Raw genomic sequence first — 16650 nt, forward strand, 5'->3', positions numbered from 1 at the left:
TTCGAGTCCACCTTCGCGTCCACCTTCGCGTCCGCCATGAGGTTACTGGCCTGAGCGCCCTGCCCCATCGACGACACGGGTTGACGGTGCTTGCCTGAACGCTGACCTTGCCCGCCCGCACAGCCGCCGCAGCCGGCTGCCGTCTGGGCGGCCCTTGCGAGAGATCAATAACCCGCACATGACGCCGACTAAAATCGCTATGTTGCAAATCAGAATTTTTTGACGCCGTCGGTGTATCACGGGAGAGTGCATGGGCACAGACGAAGCAGGCAGGGCGATCATCGGCACCTGCAGCCACTGCGGCGCATCATTGCGCCTGCACGCACCAGCTTTTCCAGTGGCGCCGCCGCGGCAGGCCGGCGCCATCGCCATCCTGTTCGCCCTGTTGCTCATTCCCCTGATCGCGATCTGCGGCTTTGCCATCGATCTCGCCATGCTCTACAACAGGAAAGCGGAAATGCGCAATGTGGCACATGCGGTCGCGCTGGCTGCAGCGAAAAAACTCAATGGTACGGCCGCTGGTGTGAGTGACGCTGTTAGCGCAGCGGCGAGTGTCGCGGCGCTGCAAAAATTCAATTACTACAAAGAGACCGTTACCTGGTCCTCGGCAGCCCTGACATTTAGCAGCAAGCCTGATCGGCATGGCAGCTGGACCGATGCGACAGGGGCGGCCGCCGATGCGGCGCGCGTCTACTATGTCAAGGTAGATACCGAAAAGTTAGACCCCGCAGGGACGATTCAAACTGCGTTGATGAGAGTCATTTCTTCCTCTTTCAACAGCCTGCAGGCAAACAGCGAAATCATTGCTGGCAGGACCAGCATCGACATCGCGCCCTTAGCGATATGCGCCATGTCAGCAGCGCCGGCGACACGGCGCAACAACTCGGCGAGCAACGCTGAACTGGTCGAGTATGGCTTCAGAAGAGGCGTCAGCTACAACCTCATGGACCTCAATCCGGCGGGAACCGATGCCCTCAACTTCCTGGTCAATCCGCTGGCGGCACCGGGAACAAGCGGACAACCGTCCGATTTTGCGCCTTCGACGGTGGGCCCGTATGCATGTACCGGCAGTCTGGGCATCCCACGGGTGACCGGGGACCCGATTTCAGTGAGCCCCGCCTTTCCCCTCGGGGCGCTGTATAAACAACTCAACGCGCGATTCGACCAGTATGACAATGGCCAATGCACGGCCCATGGAGCGCTGCCGGACGCCAATATAAAATCGTATAGCTACACCGACATGGCCTTACCGACAGGCTGGGTGACGATCGCGCCGCTGACACAAGCTGCGGCAGCCATCGTCAGCGATGGCAAGCGGCAGACGATCGCCGACCTGCCGCCCGCCACCGGCACGGCGAACCAGTATGGAACGCTGTGGGCGTATGCCAAGGCAGTCCCCTACGCAGCTTACAGCGCAGGCGTTGCCGAACCGAGCGCGGGGTACCCGACTTTTACGACCGCGTCCTGGGCCGTCATGTACGGCGGACAAACCGTCAAAGCATACCCACCAGGTTCGGCAACGCCCTACAAGTCTGGCGCCAGCAGCAACAGTGCGAAGCCCGCCGCCAACCATGCTCCCGGATTGCGCAACCGTCGTGTATTAAACGTCGCACTACTTTCTTGTGCTGCCACGCCTTCCACTACTGCCAATGTGCTGGCGGTGGCCAAATTCTTCATGACGGTACCGGCAACTTCCACGGCACTGGCTGCAGAATTTGCCGGCACGATTCCACTGGAACGGATTAGCGGCAACGTACAGGTGTTCCCATGAGCATGTCGAAGAATCCATTGAACCGCAATGAGCGTGGCAGCGCTGCCGTGGAATGTGCATTGGTGTTGCCCATCATGGTCGCGTTGATTGCTTTTACGCTGTTATTCGGCAGGCTGTTCTGGCACTACACGGTGGCACTGAAAGCAGCGCACGATGCCGCCACTTTCCTTGCCATGTCAAGGCTTGCGGAGGTCAGCATTGACAAGACCGACCTTGGAGAAATTGAAATCGCCAAAATCGCCAAATCAATCGCCGTCACGGAAGTCGCCGAGCTCAACCCGGGTAGCGGCGCGACGCCAGTGGTCGATGTCAGCTGTGACCGGCACCCGTGTATTGGCACGCAAGTGCCGGGCGAGGTTGCAGTCATGGTACAAATGAAAATGTTCGACATATTCCTCTCCGGTGTCACCAGTGACATTGCTGGATCAGAGGGAATCTTGCTCTCCGCCGAGGTCCGGGTGCCCTATGTCGGCAACTAAGCTTTCTCGCGTTCATGCGCATGCGCGTGCCTGTGCCGGCGGCAGCACGCTCATCGAATTTGCCTTGATCGTGCTGGTCTTTCTCATGTTCCTATTCGCGGTACTGGAACTGGCACGCTTGATGTTTCTTTACAATACTTTTCAAGAAGTCACGCGGCGCGCTGCCAGCGCTGCGGCGACGACCGACTTCAGCAAATCGACCGAGATGGACAAGGTGCGCCAGGACGCAATATTTCGCAGCACGTCCGGCAGCCTGGTCCTGATGCCCGAACTGACTGACCAAGCTGTGCGCGTTGATTACATGTCGCTCAGTATGGGAGCAGACGGCGCCTTGGCGATGCAAGCGATTGCTGCCGGTGCGGTTCCGTCCAGTCCGGAAGAAAACCGCAGGAATTGCCTGATCGACCCGTATGCTGACAATTGCATCCGGCTCGTCCGCGTGCGCATCTGCGATCCCGCCACCACTTCAGCGTGTTCACCGATGATGTTCAACACATGGACATCGATTGTCAGCCTGACTGTCGCCATGCCGCTGGCGACCACCATCGCATCTGCGCAGACACTCGGACTGCGCTAGTGTGGATGCGCTCGGTTCCCGTCCGGCGCTTTCAATTTTTCAGGGGCGTTACATGAAGATGCGCCTGCTCGGCTGCGCATTTCGATCAGTTTGCCGACCTGGGCAGCAAGGCCATCATCCGCTACGATGGCGACAAGGCAGTGGTAGCGCAGGCGCAAATCAAATCAGCACGCCCTGTTCCGTGATGAACGTTGGCCGTGAAAATTCAGACCGGTCCCAAGGACAAGCGGTATCCCACTCCGGTTTCAGTGAGCAGGTAGCGCGGTTGTGCTGAGTCGCTCTCGAGCTTGTGCCGCAGGTGGCCCATGTAGATGCGCAGATAGTGGCCATCCTCGGCATGCGAGGGCCCCCATACCGCGCGCAGCAGTTGAGGATTGGTCAGTACCCGCCCGGCACTGGTAACGAGCACCGCCAGCAGTCGAAATTCGGTCGGTGTCAGCTTTACCACGGCGCCCGCCTTCGACACCCGGCGCCCTTTCAAGTCGACGGTGACGTCGCCGAACTGCACCAGTCCATCGGCTGCGCCGTCGGCCGGCCGCTGACGGCGGATGGTGGCGCGCACGCGCGCCTGCAGTTCGCCGACGCCGAATGGCTTGGTCAAATAATCGTCGGCGCCGGCGTCGAGCGCGCTGATCTTGTCCCCTTCGCCGGTGCGTGCCGACAGAACGATGATGGGGACCTTCGACCATTTGCGGATTTCACCGATCAAGTCCATGCCATCGCCGTCCGGCAAACCGAGGTCAAGAATGATCAGGTCTGGACTGCGGGTGCCGGCGTCGGCCAGCCCGCGCTGCGCGGTGGCCGCTTCATGCACCAGCCAGCCCTCTTCTTCCAGCGCGGCGCGCACGAAGCGACGGATCTGTGGCTCGTCTTCTATCAGCAGCGCGAATGGCGGATGTTCATTCATTGAGATAAGCCTTGCCGTGATCTGCTTCCGGCGCCGGGATCGACGGCGGCTGTCCCAGCGGAAGCGTGATGATAAAAGCGGCGCCGCCCAGAACCGAGCGCGCATACTCGATGGTGCCGTTGTGCGCTTCGACGATGGCCCGGCAGATCGCCAGCCCCAGACCGACGCCACTGCGCGCCGATTCGCGTTCGCCACGGGTGAATTTTTCGAACATGGCCTCTTCACGCCCGGACGGTACGCCCGGCCCGTCATCGGCAATGGTCAGCACGGCGCCGCGCCGTCCCAAGTTCGCTGCAATATCGATATGCGAGCCGCCGGGGGTGTATTTTGCGGCATTTTCCAGCAAATTGCACAGCACCCGCTCGAGCAGCACGGCGTCGAAACGCACCAGTGGAAAATCGTGGGCGATACTGGTGGTCACCCGATGCTGTGCGAGCGGGCTGGCGCACAGGCGCAGGGCAGTGCCGACGGCCTCCTCCAGCGTCTGCCATTCCAGCTGCAGCTTGATTTCGCCGCTTTGCAATCTGGCCATGTCGAGCAGGTTGCCCACCAGGGCGTTCATGCGCAAGGCCTCACTGTGCAATTGCTGCGCCATTTCCAGCTGCGCCGGCGCCAGCGCAGGGCGGGAACGGGCCAGGGTTTCGGACAATCCCACCAGCAGGGTCAAGGGCGTGCGCAAATCATGCGACAACGCCGCCAGCAGGGAATTACGCAGCCGTTCGGTTTCCATGCTGACCAGGGCGCCCTGCGCAACCTCGATGTAATGGACCCGTTCGAGCGCAATGGCGGCCAGCGCGGCAAAGGTGTCAAGCTGCTTTCTCTGTTCTGGAATCATGATCCAGCGTTGCTGTTCGGGCGAGATCGCCAGCACGCCGCGGGTGCGCATCGGCGCCACCAGCGGCAGGTAAAACAGGGCGCTGGCCGGCAGGGTGTCGGTGCCCAGACCGGCGCTTTCGGCGTGATCGTACGCCCACTGCGCAATGCCGAGGTCGGGCATCGGCATGGCCTCACCGGCTTGCGCCAGCGGGGCGATCAAGTGATCGTCGGCGTCCGGCACCAACAGCACCGCCCTGGCGCGAAAGGTACGGTCGATGGCGCTGCGGGTGGTATCGATTATCTGCTCGGCCTGCAAGGCGCCCGACAATTCGCGGGCAAATTCGTACAAGGCGCGTGAGCGCCGCTCGCGGTGTGCGGCGACGTTGGCCTGGAAGCGCAGGCCGGCGGTCAGGTGCCCGGTGATCAGGCCAACGGCCAGCATGACGCCAAAGGTCACCAGATACTGCAGGTCCGAGACGGCGAACGAAAAACGCGGCGGCACAAAAAAGAAATCGAAACAGGCCACACCCACGCAGGTGGCCACCACCGAGGCGCCACGGCCGAGCCGCACCGCCACCAGCACCACCACCAGCAGAAACAGCATGGCGATATTGGCCAGATCCAGGTAGGGCAACAAGGGGGTCGCCAGCAAGGCCATGGCCAGACTGCTGACAGCCGCAATCACATACCGCAGGCAGCGCCATTGACCACCCTCCTCGGCAACAGCGGGCGCCGCCGGCGTCGCCGGCGCGTGTGCCGGGTCGCCAATTTCCACCAGATCGACGTCCGGCGCCAGCGCCGCCACCCGCCGCAGGTGCGATGTGCGCCATGGCCAGCTGCGGTGGCCGCGCGCCATGACGATCTTGGCCAGATTGTGTTCGCGCGCGTAATCGACGATCGCCGCGCCAATGTCGGCGCCGGCTAATACCGCCGTGCTGGCGCCGAGCTCGGCAGCCAGATTGAGTGTGCGCAGAATCGCCTCGCGGCGCCCGTCCGGCAAGCGCTGCAGCGCCGGCGTTTCCACGTACACCGCATGCCAGTCGGCGCCCAACTGGCCAGCCAGCCGGGCAGCGCTGCGCACCACGTGTTCATTGCCTGAGCGCGGCCCCACGCAGGCCAGCAGGGCGCCGCGGGTTTTCCACACCGTGTCGATCGACTTTTCGACGCGATAGGCGCGCACGTCGTCCTCGACGCGGTCGGCGGTGCGGCGCAAGGCAAGTTCGCGCAAGGCAATCAGATTTCCCTTGCGGAAGAAATTTTTGGAAGCCCGCTCCGCCTGTGGTCCCTGATACACCCTGCCACTGAGCAGGCGTGCCAGCAATTCATCGGCGGGCAGATCGACCAGCACCACCTCGTCGGCCTCATCGAAGACGGTGTCGGGCACCGTTTCCGACACCCGGATGCCGGTGATGCCACCGACCACATCGTTGAGGCTTTCCAGGTGTTGCACATTGACAGTGGTAAATACATCAATGCCAGCGTCGAGCAACTCCTCGATATCCTGCCAGCGCTTCGGGTGGCGCGAGCCGGGCGCGTTCGAGTGCGCCAGCTCGTCCACCAAAATGAGCGCCGGTTGCCGGGCAAGGGCGGCGTCGAGATCGAACTCGCCGATCGCCGTGCCGCGGTAGGCGAGCATCTTGGGCGGCAACAGCACCAGACCGTCGAGCAGCGCGGCGGTCTCGGCACGTCCATGGGTTTCCAGTACGCCCACCAGCGGTGACTGCCCTTGTTGCTGCAGGCGCCGTGCGGCCGCCAGCATGGCATAGGTTTTACCAACACCGGCCGAGGCCCCAAAGTAGATGCGCAGGCGACCGCGCGCTGCCTGCCGCTCCTGTTGTTGCATCTGGGCCAGCAAGGCATCGGGATCGGGTCGCTGACTGTCGCCGGGAATCATGGGCATGGTGTGTTTTGCTTGGTTGCTAGTGCGTTGCGCCATCCAGGGCCAGGTTCAGCGCAAGCACATTGACCCTGCTCTCGCCGAAAAAGCCCAGATGTTGCGCAATAGTATGCACTGAGATCAGGCTGTCGACCTGCTCACGCGGCATCTTGCGCGCGCTGGCGACGCGGCCGGCCTGGTAGCGCGCAGCCGCCACGCTGATTTCCGGGTCGAGTCCGCTAGCCGAAGCGGTCACCAGGTCAACCGGAATGGCCGCCTTGTTAGTCGGGTCGGCGTCGCGCAGGGCGCTGATGCGCCCTTTGACGGCGTCGATGAGGGCCGGGTTGAGCGGCCCCTGGTTGGCGCCGGAGCTGCCGGCGGCGTTATTACTCATCGGCGCAGTGGCCGACGGCCGGCTCCAAAAATAGCGCGGCGAGGAAAAAGTCTGGCCGATCAGGCTCGATCCGATCGGTTTGCCGTCGCGCAGTACCAGGCTGCCAGCGGCCTGGTCGGCGAAGGCAAGTTTGCCGATGCCGGTGACGGCCAGCGGATAGAGTACGCCAACGACCAGTGTAAGAGCGCCGAACAACACGATGGCGGGACGCAGGGTGGATTTCATGATGGTTCCTTTCAACTTGAACGTTAAACCAGGCGCAGCAGCGACAGCAGCATGTCGATCAGCTTGATGCCGACGAAGGGCAAGATAATGCCGCCGACGCCGTAGATCAGGATGTTCCTGCGCAGGAGCGCGGCAGCGCCGATGGCACGGTAGCGCACGCCCTTCAGGGCCAGCGGGATGAGCACGATGATGATCAGGGCGTTAAAAATCACCGCCGACATGATCGCCGAATTCGGGCTCGACAGCTGCATGATGTCGAGCGCTTTTAACTGCGGGTAGGTGCCGACAAAGGCCGCCGGAATGATGGCGAAATACTTGGCGATGTCGTTCGAGATGGAAAACGTCGTCAGCGAACCGCGCGTCATCAGCATCTGCTTGCCGATTTCGACAATTTCCAGCAGCTTGGTCGGATTCGAATCGAGATCGACCATATTGCCGGCCTCCTTGGCGGCCTGGGTGCCGGAATTCATTGCCACCGCCACATCGGCCTGGGCCAGTGCCGGGGCATCGTTGGTGCCGTCGCCCGTCATCGCCACCAGCCGGCCTTCCGACTGGTAGTCACGGATCAATTTCAATTTGTCTTCGGGCGTGGCTTCGGCCAGGAAATCATCGACACCGGCTTCGGCGGCAATCGCGGCGGCGGTCAGCTTGTTGTCGCCGGTGATCATCACGGTCTTGATCCCCATGCGGCGCAGCTCGGCAAAGCGCTCCTTGATGCCGCCCTTGACGATATCCTTCAGTTCCACCACGCCCATGACACGGCCGTCGTCGACCACCACCAGCGGCGTGCTGCCGCGGCGCGAAACGTCATCGACCAGCCTGGCCATCTCGGCGGGATAGACCTGGCCGATCGCTTCGACATGCTTGCGCACCGAGTCGGCGGCGCCCTTGCGCACCTGGCGCGCACCGAGATCGGCGCCGCTCATGCGGGTATTGGCGCTAAACGGGATGAACACGGCACCGAGCGCCCCCAGATCGCGTTCCCGGATGTTGAACTTCTGCTTGGCCAGCACGACGATCGAGCGGCCTTCAGGCGTTTCATCGGCCATTGACGCCAGCTGCGCCACATCGGCCAGCTGTTGCTCGCTGATGCCGGGTGCCGGGAAAAAAGCCGCAGCCTGGCGGTTCCCCAGGGTAATCGTGCCTGTCTTGTCGAGCAACAGCACATCGACGTCGCCGGCCGCTTCCACCGCGCGGCCCGAGGTGGCGATGACGTTGGCGCCCATCATGCGGCTCATCCCGGCCACGCCGATCGACGACAGCAAGGCGCCGATGGTGGTGGGGATCAGGCACACCAGCAGGGCAATCAGCACGGTCACGCTGACCGGGGTGCCGGCGCCGGCCGCGGTCACGCTGAACATGGAAAACGGCAGCAAGGTCACCGTCACCACCAAAAACACAATGGTCAGCGCGACCAGCAGGATGGTCAGCGCGATTTCATTCGGCGTCTTCTGGCGCTTGGCGCCTTCGACCATCGAAATCATGCGGTCCAAAAAAGTTTCGCCCGGGTTGACGGCAACCCGTACCACCAGCCAGTCCGACAGCACGCGCGTGCCGCCGGTGACGGAAGAAAAGTCGCCACCCGATTCGCGGATCACCGGCGCCGATTCGCCCGTGATGGCGCTTTCGTCGACCGACGCCATCCCTTCGACCACCTCGCCGTCGATGGGAATGACGTCGCCCGCTTCGACCAGAATGCTGTGCCCCTTGCGCAGATCGGCGCCGGGCACCGGCAGCCAGGTGGTGCCGTATTTGGCAGTGGCCAGCTTTTTCGCCATCACCGTCTGTTTCAGGCCGCGCAGGGACGCCGCCTGGGCCTTGCTGCGCCCTTCCGCCAGGGCCTCGGCGAAGTTGGCGAACAGCACGGTGAACCACAGCCATATCGAGATTGCCGCGATAAAACCGCTGTCGGCAATTTCGGCCGGTGAGCTAAGCGCCCGGAAATACATCAGCGTCGTCAGGATACTGCCCACGTACACGACAAACATCACCGGACTGCGCGCCTGCGTGCGCGGTCCGAGTTTCATGAAGGCGTCGCCAATGGCGGGCAACAGCAGGCTGGTATCGAACAGCGTCAGCGATTTGCGTGGCGCTGCCTGCGGTGTACTGACCTTGGGCAGGGATTTTGTTTGAGACATCTTGGACTCCGTGGCCATGATTACTTTGTATACAATTGAAGGTGTTCAACCACCGGCCCCAGGGCCAGAGCGGGAACATAGTTAAGTACACCTACCAGCAACACCACCCCGATGAGCAGGCCGACGAACACCGGCCCGTGGGTCGGCATGGTGCCGGGGTTGGCTTGCAGGCGCGGCTTGGCTGCCAGCGAACCGGCAATCGCCAGAATCGGCACAATGACGGCAAAGCGGCCGAACCACATGGCGATCGCCAGCATGACGTTGTAAAAAGGCGTATTGGCGGAGAGGCCGGCAAACGCACTGCCATTGTTGTTCGCTGCCGAGCTGAAGGCATAGAGAATTTCCGAAAAGCCGTGCGCGCCCGGATTGGCGATCCCGGCCTTGCCAGCGTCGAGCATCACGGCGATCGCCGTGCCGCCCAGCACCAGCACGGGAGTGACCAGAATGGCGATCGAGGTCATCTTCATCTCGAAGCTCTGAATTTTCTTGCCCAGGTATTCCGGTGTGCGACCGATCATCAGGCCGGCAATGAACACGGCCATGATGGCGAACACCAGCATGCCGTAGAGGCCCGAACCAACCCCGCCGAACACCACTTCGCCAAGCTGAATGAGCAGCATCGGAATCGAACCGCCCAAGGGCGTGAAGGAATCGTGCATGGCGTTGACAGCGCCGCACGAGGCCGCCGTGGTAATTGCGGCAAACAGGCTTGACGCGGCAATACCGAAGCGCGTTTCCTTGCCTTCCATATTGCCGCCAGCCTGGATTGCACTGCCGACCTGGTCAACGCCCATTTGCAGCAGTTGCGGGTGGGCGGCCTGTTCGGCGCCCAGCACCACCAGGGTGGCACCAACAAACATGATGGTCATCGCCGCCAGCACGGCAATGCCCTGGCGGCGGTCGCCCACCAGACGACCGAAAGCAAAGCACAGGCCGGCGGGAATCAGGAAGATGGCCAGCATCTGGCCAAAATTACTCAGCGGCGTGGGGTTTTCGTAGGGATGGGCTGAATTGGCATTGAAAAAGCCGCCGCCATTGGTGCCGATCATCTTGATCGCTTCCTGCGACGCTACCGGGCCCATGGCGATGGACTGGCTGGTGGCAACCAGGTTTTCCATCACCGGCTGGCCCTTGGCGTCTTTCAGGGGCTGGCCATCGGCGCCGTTTTTCGGCACCGAATAAGCAACCGGCTCAAGGAGCTGCACGTCCTGATAGGCCGAAAAATTCTGGATCACGCCCTGCCCCATCAGAAATACTGAGAACAGCAGCGACAGCGGCAGCAGCACGTACAGCGTCGAACGGGTCAGGTCGACCCAGAAATTGCCGATGGTCTTGGCCGAGCGGGCGCTAAAACCCCGGATCAGGGCGAACACGACCGCCATGCCGGTAGCGGCCGAAAAGAAATTTTGGGCCGTCAGCGCCAGCATCTGTGTCAGATAACTCATGGTCTGCTCGCCGCTGTAACCCTGCCAGTTGGTGTTGGTGACAAAACTGACGGCCGTATTGAACGACGAATCCGGGCTGATGTTCGGCAGCGACTGCGGATTGAGGGGCAACCACTGCTGCAAGCGCTGCAGTGCATAGACAAACAAGGCGCCCAAACCGTTAAATACCAGCAAGGCGACGGCATACGCCTTCCAGCCCATGTCGGCGCCGCTGGCGACGCCGGCGGCGCGGTACAACAGGCGTTCGATGGCGCCCAGCCAGCCCATGCCGGGAACGGCAGCGCCCTCGCCCTTGCCGACCTGGGCCAGCACGATGCCGAGCGGCCACGCCAGGGCCAACAGGGCGACCAAAAAGGCGCACAACAACATGAATGACGGGGTGCTCATCACAAATCCTCCGCGTTCAGCAGGGCATGCACCAGGTAGGCCAGCAGGCCGATGGCGACCACGCCGCCGATTTGCCAAATTTCCATTATTTTTCTCCCAGCTTCTGGCAGCCCGAGGCGAAGGCCCAGATCAGTGCGACGAACAGCACTGTGGCACCGATATACATTGCATCCATGTGATCCCTTTTGATGTTCTGGTGTCGATACGGCCAGCGTAGCGCTGACCGCCTAAAAATTTTGTAAACACTTGAACCAATGGTGTAAACAACTTGTAAAAATTAGAAGGTCTTGCTGATGGTCAGCTGCAGCGCGGATTTACCGAGAAACTTGCCGTTGGCCGGCGAGGCATACGCCACCTTGCCGGCGTTGGTGCCGATGTAGGCCAGGGCGCCAGTGACAACGCCGAAGTCGTGGGTGACGCCGACTTTCCAGTCGATGTAGCTGGCCGTGCCGTTGTTGTCGACGCGCTGACGGCCGGCATGCAGATTCAGTGTGACGTCCTTGACCAGCTCGGGATTGACCGACAGGTCGAGGTAGCCGCTGTTCTTGCTGTCGACAAAGCCGAACAGATTGGTCACCGCGTGCGAGTATTTGAGAGCCCCGGGACCGTAGGACAGCTGGCCGTACAGTTCCGTGGTATTGGCATTGGCAAAGCCGCTGACGTCGGCCAGGCCATTCGATGGATACACATAGGTCAGCACCCCGACGTCATAGCCAAATCCCTGACCGATGTCGCCGCGCTTGCCGGCATACAGGTCGATTTCCACATCGCCGCTGCCACCGGCGTCCTTGGTCCATTTAATTGTCGAGGCCCAGATGCCCACGTACAGGCCGGACGGCTTGTTGGTGAAATCGGCGCCGCCCTGCAGGGCTGGCTGCAGGCGGGACTGCGAAATACCACGGTAACGGTAGTCGCTGGTGACGGCGGCATTGAAGGTCAACTCATTCGGCCCGGCGGCGGCCTCTTGCGCCAGAACGTTGCTTGATGCAAAAGTGGAAACCAGGGCGACAGCCAATAGGACGTTTTTCATGCAGCGCTTTCTCTTTCAGGGGGGGGGGTAAATCAATGGTTGAATGAAATGGGGGAAATCGCGGCCTGCTGCGCATACACCTCGCGGTACAACGCGTGCAACTCGGCAGCCGCATCCGGATCGCAGGTTTCAGCGTCGCAGACGCAGCGCCCGTGACCGTATTCGTTGGCGTCGGGCCAGTGCAGCACAGTGTTCGCCAGGGTTGCTGACATGACTTGGGCGACATACAGGCGGGCTCGCGCCAGCTCCAGCGCGGTCGGCTCGCCGACGTCTGCCAGAATGACGAACAGCGCTTTCAGCGAAGGATTGAACATGCGTGCCCCGTTCAGGTCAGCAATCAGGCTGTAATTGGCGTCAAGGTCGTAGTCGGCCGGCGCGAGCGGCACCACAACCACCCGCGCCGACAACAACGCGCTGCGGCAATCGTGGCTGGCGCAGGCACCGGTGTGGATCAGCAGATCGCTGTAGCGGGAAGCTATCTGGTCGATGCCGCCAGTGGCCACCCGCGCGGGCAAGGCCAGCGCCGCCATCGCAGGGCCCTGGCCTTCCTCGCTGCGCGCGCACCCCCAGCGATAGGCGCTGCGTGCGGGGTCGATGTCGAGCAGGCACATGCGACTGCCGCTGCGGGTGCGCAGTACCGCCAGGTTGGCAGCCAAAGCGCAATGACCGCGCCCTGTTTTAGTGCTGGCGATGGCGACGATCATGGCAATTCTCCTGCCGCCGCGTGATGATCACCGAGACGCGCGCCGGGCAACTGCCGCTGCACCGTTTCGCTCAACAGCGCGACAAAGCCGAGCTGCACGCACAGCCACACTGCAATGCGCTGGCCGCCGGCGCAGACGGCGATGCGCATGAATTCCAGAGCGTCGCCGCACACCCGCATGGCAAGCTGGCGCAGCGTGGTAACGGAGGCACTGTCCACGCTCAGGCGCAGCACACGCAAACCGGTCGCTGCAAGCGGGCCTGGCGCCGCGGATTTCGGCACGTGTTCGGCGCACTGTTGTGACACTTGGCGGGTCGACCAGGAATTCATGCTGCCTCCATCGGGGATGCGTTATTGACCGGGACAAGCGTATCAAGCTAGGCATAAAAATTTTCTAAAAAATCCACGAGGACGCGTAAACGCTGTGTAAAAAACGCTGTGTAAAAACGCAGTGTAAAAAACGCAGGCGGGACGGCGCGATCGCATGCGCGTTTACAGTTCGTTGACGCATCCGGCAAAGCATTCAGAACGTCAGCGAGAGCATGGACATCGGCCAGACCGCGATCCGTCGATGGCTGGCCCAGTTCAGCGCCGAGCAGAGTGGCCAGCGCGGCATCGGTAAACCATTGACTGCCGAGCAGCAGAGGATCCGCCAGCTGGAGCAGGAGAATCAACAACTTCGCCGGGACGTGACGATATTAAAAAAAGCGTCGGCCTTCTTTGCCCGCGAAATGAAGTGACCCACCAGGTCATTGAAGCGCTGCAAAAGGAGGCCGTCCCGGTCTTGCAAAGCTGCCGTGTTCTGGAAGTGAGCAGGTCTGCTTTTTACGAAGCCAAGCGACGTTTCGCCATGCCCAAGGTGTGCAAAGAGAGCGTCCATTTGAAGGCCGCATGTATGGCAAGCCACCAGAGTTACGGCAGCCGTCGAATGGTCACAGCCATGGCAAACGACGGCTTCAAAATTGGATGCTACAAGGTGCGTCGATTGATGCGCCAGGCGGCCCTGAAGCCCGTCTGCAAGCGAAAATTTGTTCACACTACCGACAGCAAGCACAACTTGCCGATTGCCGCCAATGTGCTCAGCCAACAGTTCGATCCGACAGGGCCGAACTTGGCTTACGTCAGCGATATTACCTATATCAGGACCGGTGCTGGGTGGCTGTATCTGGCCACCGTGCTCGACCTGTACGCTCGTAAAGTGGTCGGCTGGGCGATGGCACCGAGCATGCCTGCCAAACTGGTGTGCGATGTTTTGAACATGGCGCTCGGGCAGCGCCGACCGGCAGCAGGCCTGATCGTTCATTCCGATCGGGGCAGCCAGTATGCCAGCGAGCTTTACCAGGATCTTTTTAAAAAAAACGGCTTCGTCTGCAGCATGAGCCGCAAAGGAAATTGCTGGGCGTTGAAGCATCGCTTCAACGCCGTCGCAGAGCGCTTCTTCCTGAACCTCAAAATGGAACGTGTTTGGCAACGTCAATATGCCAACCATGCCGAGGCCAACGCAGACATCACCGACTACATCGTCGGCTTCTACAACGGCAAGCGCATTAATTCAGCATCGGGCAATCTGCCGCCCACCGTCTACGAACGGAAAATCGCAGAACGCGAACCTATCGTTGTGTCCGAAATTACTTGACCACCGCAAATCGTTGCGGCGACATTTGCCCATAGCGATCGGCCGTGCGACGCGTTGGGTGTTCAAGGAGATATACACCGAACAGTCCCACAGCAGCACCCCGTCTGGGCCAGTTTAAAAACGAGCTGGTGCACCGCCACCACTATGCCAAGCGGGCCGACACCAGTTCACGCGTTGTTGATGACGTGCACCTGCCAACTGCGCCTCCACGATCAAACCCACGTCAAGTTTACGACCGCGCAAATTGAAGCTCATCTATCTCTCCTGATACGAAAGTCTCCCAAAAAACCGTCCATTCGCGCTAGAAAAAAATTTTCCCCGGTTCAGACTGATGCAAGCGCTCTCCGCAATACACTCTATCAAAGGTGAAATAAAGCATGCTTGCTACAGACAAAGCCCATACTGGCAACGATTCCGTGAACACCCTTGGCGGCGCAGGTGAACCAGCCGCAAAACGTGCGCAGATCGGCCCGCACGATGAAGACAGACTGATCAAGATTGATGTAGTGATGGCCCTGTGTGGCAAATCGCGAAGCAGCATTTATGCAGCGATCAAGCGCGGCGAGTTTGCGAAACCGGTCAAGATCGGACCGAGGGCGTCAGCTTGGTTGCTGAGCGAAATCGTTGCCTGGAAAACACAGTGCATCAGCGCCCGCGACCTTGGCACTGAGGCCGAGGCCACTGTAGCCCCTACCCGGCTATGACTGCCTCTCTCCTGGCCCTGTCGACATCGAGGAACGCGTGCTCTGCGCGGACATTCCCTCACCCACCAGTGCCGCTGCCGATTGCGCGTCCAGGTAATCGGCCCAGTGCTGCATCATGATCCTGCGCTCATCGAGATATCTGGCGCGGTCGTAGGCGCTCTCGCTCTTGTCCTTGGGCGCATGGGCCAGCTGCCAGTCGACCACCTCGTGCCGGTAACCGAGCTTTTCCTTTAGTGTCGTCATCGCCAGCGCCCTGAAGCCGTGGCCCGTCATGTCGCCCTTGTAGCCCATGCGCTCTATCGCCTTGAGGAGCGCCATATTGCTCATGGGCCGCTTGGCATCACGCATGTTCGGAAACAGGTACATGCCTCCCCCGGTCAGCCGATGCAGCTCGCGCAACAACGAACCCGCTTGCCGCGACAGGCAGACGTGATGGTCGGTCTTGTCCGGCTTCGCCTTGCGCCGGCCCATTTTCATGCGTGTCCAGGGAATAATCCACTCCCCCCTTGTCAAGGTCAATTTCCGACCAGGGTGTTTCGATCAGTTCGCTGGTGCGCACAAACACCATCAGCATCAGACGCATCGCCACGCGGGTCGGCATGCCCATGCACGCTTCGTTGCCATGCAGCGCCCGCAGGAAGCCAGGAAGCTGGTCCGGTGACAGCGCCGCGAAATGACTTTTTTCGCGCACCTCCAGCACCTCCCCCAGCAGTGCCGCCGGATTGCGTTCTGCCAAGCCGCTGCGAACGGCGTAGTTGAACACCCGGGCGCAGTCGGCCGCCATGCGCTTGGCCACCTCGAGCGATCCGCGCCGTTCGATGGCGCGGATCGCTCGAGGACGTGCGGCACCTTGACGGCGTCGATGGGCATCGCGCCAATGACTGGAAAATATCCATCTCAAAACGATGCAGAATGTTTTTCGCTGTTTGCAGCTGCCATTTTTTAGCGTTGACGCGGTGCCAGTCACGGGTCACCGCTTCAAACGTGTTGCCGGCGGCATACTTGCTGTGCAGGGCACGCTCGTCGCGCACACGGCCAGGATCGGTGCCCGCGGCGCACAGCTGGCGGGCAGCGTCGCGCTGCTAGCGCGCCTGACTCAGCGACACCTCCGGATAGGCGCCGAAGTGCAGCTTGTTTTCCTTGCCGTTCGGCTGCCGGTACTTCATGCGCCACAGCCTGGAGCCGGCCGGGGTAACTTCAAGGTACAGGCCGCCGCCATCGAACAGCTTGTACGGCGCCTCGCGCTTTTTGGCGTTGCGAATCTGCAGATCAGTGAGGGGGACGACGCGCTTCGGCATTTTGGGGGCCTCTCGCAGGACGGTTGTTCGCGAGCCCCCAAAAAAGCTCCCAAACTCGCTGGAGCTACGTGGGCGCCGCTGGACGATTGGAGACGAAAAAAAACCCACTTTCTCTATGAGATTAGCGGGTTTTTAGACATTCTCGGATGATCGAGAACAACGTTTTGGCGGAGACGGTGAGATTCGAACTCACGATACAGGTATAAGCCGTATGCATCCTTAGCAGGGATGTGCCTTCGGCCACTCGGCCACGTCTCCATTCTG

The 16650-nt window shown here is 61.3% G+C and carries 19 protein-coding genes and 1 tRNA gene; 6 read left to right on the forward strand and 14 right to left on the reverse strand.

What is annotated here, in order from left to right:
* Positions 1 to 250: 250 nt before the first annotated feature.
* The 3 genes from ACP7BZ_RS15365 to ACP7BZ_RS15375 are packed head-to-tail and all read left to right on the forward strand — an operon-like array spanning position 251 to position 2827.
* Entirely contained in the window at positions 251 to 1771 is a 1521-nt protein-coding gene (locus ACP7BZ_RS15365) for a TadE/TadG family type IV pilus assembly protein (protein WP_426114626.1), read from the forward strand.
* Positions 1768 to 2250 carry a TadE/TadG family type IV pilus assembly protein gene (locus tag ACP7BZ_RS15370; protein WP_426114628.1) on the forward strand — a complete coding sequence of 161 codons (483 nt, stop codon included), beginning with the start codon at positions 1768 to 1770 and terminating at the stop codon, positions 2248 to 2250. Before ACP7BZ_RS15365 ends, ACP7BZ_RS15370 begins: the two co-directional genes overlap by 4 nt.
* The gene (locus ACP7BZ_RS15375; RefSeq protein WP_426114630.1) at positions 2237 to 2827 is read left to right on the forward strand and encodes a TadE family protein; all 591 of its coding nucleotides are present in this window, start codon (positions 2237 to 2239) and stop codon (positions 2825 to 2827) included. Before ACP7BZ_RS15370 ends, ACP7BZ_RS15375 begins: the two co-directional genes overlap by 14 nt.
* Before the next feature lie 205 nt (positions 2828 to 3032).
* Here the strand turns inward: ACP7BZ_RS15375 and kdpE are convergent, their stop codons facing one another.
* The 10 genes from kdpE to ACP7BZ_RS15425 form a co-directional block, all read right to left on the reverse strand.
* Positions 3033 to 3734 (reverse strand): two-component system response regulator KdpE, encoded by a 702-nt coding sequence (kdpE, locus tag ACP7BZ_RS15380; protein WP_426114632.1) that lies wholly within the window; start codon positions 3732 to 3734, stop codon positions 3033 to 3035.
* The gene (kdpD, locus tag ACP7BZ_RS15385; protein WP_426114776.1) at positions 3727 to 6444 is read right to left on the reverse strand and encodes a two-component system sensor histidine kinase KdpD; all 2718 of its coding nucleotides are present in this window, start codon (positions 6442 to 6444) and stop codon (positions 3727 to 3729) included. The genes kdpE and kdpD overlap by 8 nt, the downstream gene beginning before the upstream one ends.
* A 25-nt stretch (positions 6445 to 6469) precedes the next feature.
* On the reverse strand, positions 6470 to 7045 hold the full coding sequence (kdpC, locus tag ACP7BZ_RS15390) for a potassium-transporting ATPase subunit KdpC (RefSeq protein ID WP_426114634.1): 576 nt from the start codon (positions 7043 to 7045) through the stop codon (positions 6470 to 6472).
* A gap of 23 nt (positions 7046 to 7068) precedes the next feature.
* Entirely contained in the window at positions 7069 to 9183 is a 2115-nt protein-coding gene (gene kdpB, locus ACP7BZ_RS15395) for a potassium-transporting ATPase subunit KdpB (RefSeq protein WP_426114636.1), read from the reverse strand.
* A gap of 20 nt (positions 9184 to 9203) precedes the next feature.
* Positions 9204 to 11015 carry a potassium-transporting ATPase subunit KdpA gene (gene kdpA / locus ACP7BZ_RS15400; protein WP_426114638.1) on the reverse strand — a complete coding sequence of 604 codons (1812 nt, stop codon included), beginning with the start codon at positions 11013 to 11015 and terminating at the stop codon, positions 9204 to 9206.
* Positions 11015 to 11101 carry a K(+)-transporting ATPase subunit F gene (gene kdpF / locus ACP7BZ_RS15405; protein ID WP_426114778.1) on the reverse strand — a complete coding sequence of 29 codons (87 nt, stop codon included), beginning with the start codon at positions 11099 to 11101 and terminating at the stop codon, positions 11015 to 11017. Before kdpF ends, kdpA begins: the two co-directional genes overlap by 1 nt.
* A complete protein-coding gene (locus ACP7BZ_RS15410) occupies positions 11101 to 11190 on the reverse strand; it encodes a potassium ABC transporter ATPase (protein ID WP_426114640.1) in 90 nt (29 codons plus the stop codon). The genes kdpF and ACP7BZ_RS15410 overlap by 1 nt, the downstream gene beginning before the upstream one ends.
* Before the next feature lie 102 nt (positions 11191 to 11292).
* Positions 11293 to 12045: a TorF family putative porin gene (locus ACP7BZ_RS15415; RefSeq protein ID WP_426114642.1), complete on the reverse strand. Its 753-nt coding sequence runs from the start codon at positions 12043 to 12045 to the stop codon at positions 11293 to 11295.
* Positions 12046 to 12077: 32 nt separating this feature from the next.
* Positions 12078 to 12749, reverse strand: coding sequence for a hypothetical protein (locus ACP7BZ_RS15420; protein ID WP_426114644.1), 672 nt, complete (start codon positions 12747 to 12749; stop codon positions 12078 to 12080).
* Entirely contained in the window at positions 12746 to 13078 is a 333-nt protein-coding gene (locus ACP7BZ_RS15425) for a hypothetical protein (protein ID WP_426114646.1), read from the reverse strand. Before ACP7BZ_RS15425 ends, ACP7BZ_RS15420 begins: the two co-directional genes overlap by 4 nt.
* Positions 13079 to 13269: 191 nt before the next feature.
* Between ACP7BZ_RS15425 and ACP7BZ_RS15430 the strand changes: the two genes are divergently transcribed.
* The 3 genes from ACP7BZ_RS15430 to ACP7BZ_RS15440 all read left to right on the forward strand — a co-directional run bounded on the left by ACP7BZ_RS15430 (position 13270) and on the right by ACP7BZ_RS15440 (position 15088).
* On the forward strand, positions 13270 to 13488 hold the full coding sequence (locus ACP7BZ_RS15430) for a transposase (RefSeq protein ID WP_426114780.1): 219 nt from the start codon (positions 13270 to 13272) through the stop codon (positions 13486 to 13488).
* Complete coding sequence (locus ACP7BZ_RS15435) at positions 13485 to 14384, forward strand: IS3 family transposase (protein ID WP_426114648.1); 900 nt, start codon at positions 13485 to 13487, stop codon at positions 14382 to 14384. Before ACP7BZ_RS15430 ends, ACP7BZ_RS15435 begins: the two co-directional genes overlap by 4 nt.
* Positions 14385 to 14800: 416 nt before the next feature.
* Positions 14801 to 15088 (forward strand): helix-turn-helix transcriptional regulator, encoded by a 288-nt coding sequence (locus ACP7BZ_RS15440; protein ID WP_426114650.1) that lies wholly within the window; start codon positions 14801 to 14803, stop codon positions 15086 to 15088.
* Here ACP7BZ_RS15440 and ACP7BZ_RS15445 read toward each other — a convergent pair.
* The 4 genes from ACP7BZ_RS15445 to ACP7BZ_RS15460 form a co-directional block, all read right to left on the reverse strand.
* Positions 15083 to 15454 carry a tyrosine-type recombinase/integrase gene (locus ACP7BZ_RS15445; RefSeq protein WP_426114652.1) on the reverse strand — a complete coding sequence of 124 codons (372 nt, stop codon included), beginning with the start codon at positions 15452 to 15454 and terminating at the stop codon, positions 15083 to 15085. The genes ACP7BZ_RS15440 and ACP7BZ_RS15445 overlap by 6 nt on opposite strands.
* Positions 15429 to 16055 (reverse strand): tyrosine-type recombinase/integrase, encoded by a 627-nt coding sequence (locus ACP7BZ_RS15450; RefSeq protein ID WP_426114654.1) that lies wholly within the window; start codon positions 16053 to 16055, stop codon positions 15429 to 15431. The genes ACP7BZ_RS15445 and ACP7BZ_RS15450 overlap by 26 nt, the downstream gene beginning before the upstream one ends.
* Positions 16056 to 16170: 115 nt before the next feature.
* Positions 16171 to 16386 (reverse strand): Arm DNA-binding domain-containing protein, encoded by a 216-nt coding sequence (locus ACP7BZ_RS15455; RefSeq protein ID WP_426114656.1) that lies wholly within the window; start codon positions 16384 to 16386, stop codon positions 16171 to 16173.
* Positions 16387 to 16551: 165 nt separating this feature from the next.
* Positions 16552 to 16644, reverse strand: a tRNA-Ser gene (locus tag ACP7BZ_RS15460).
* Between the last annotated feature and the right edge of the window lie 6 nt (positions 16645 to 16650).

The sequence above is a fragment of the Massilia sp. PWRC2 genome (genome assembly GCF_049896725.1).
Lineage (GTDB): Bacteria > Pseudomonadota > Gammaproteobacteria > Burkholderiales > Burkholderiaceae_D > JAFCUW01.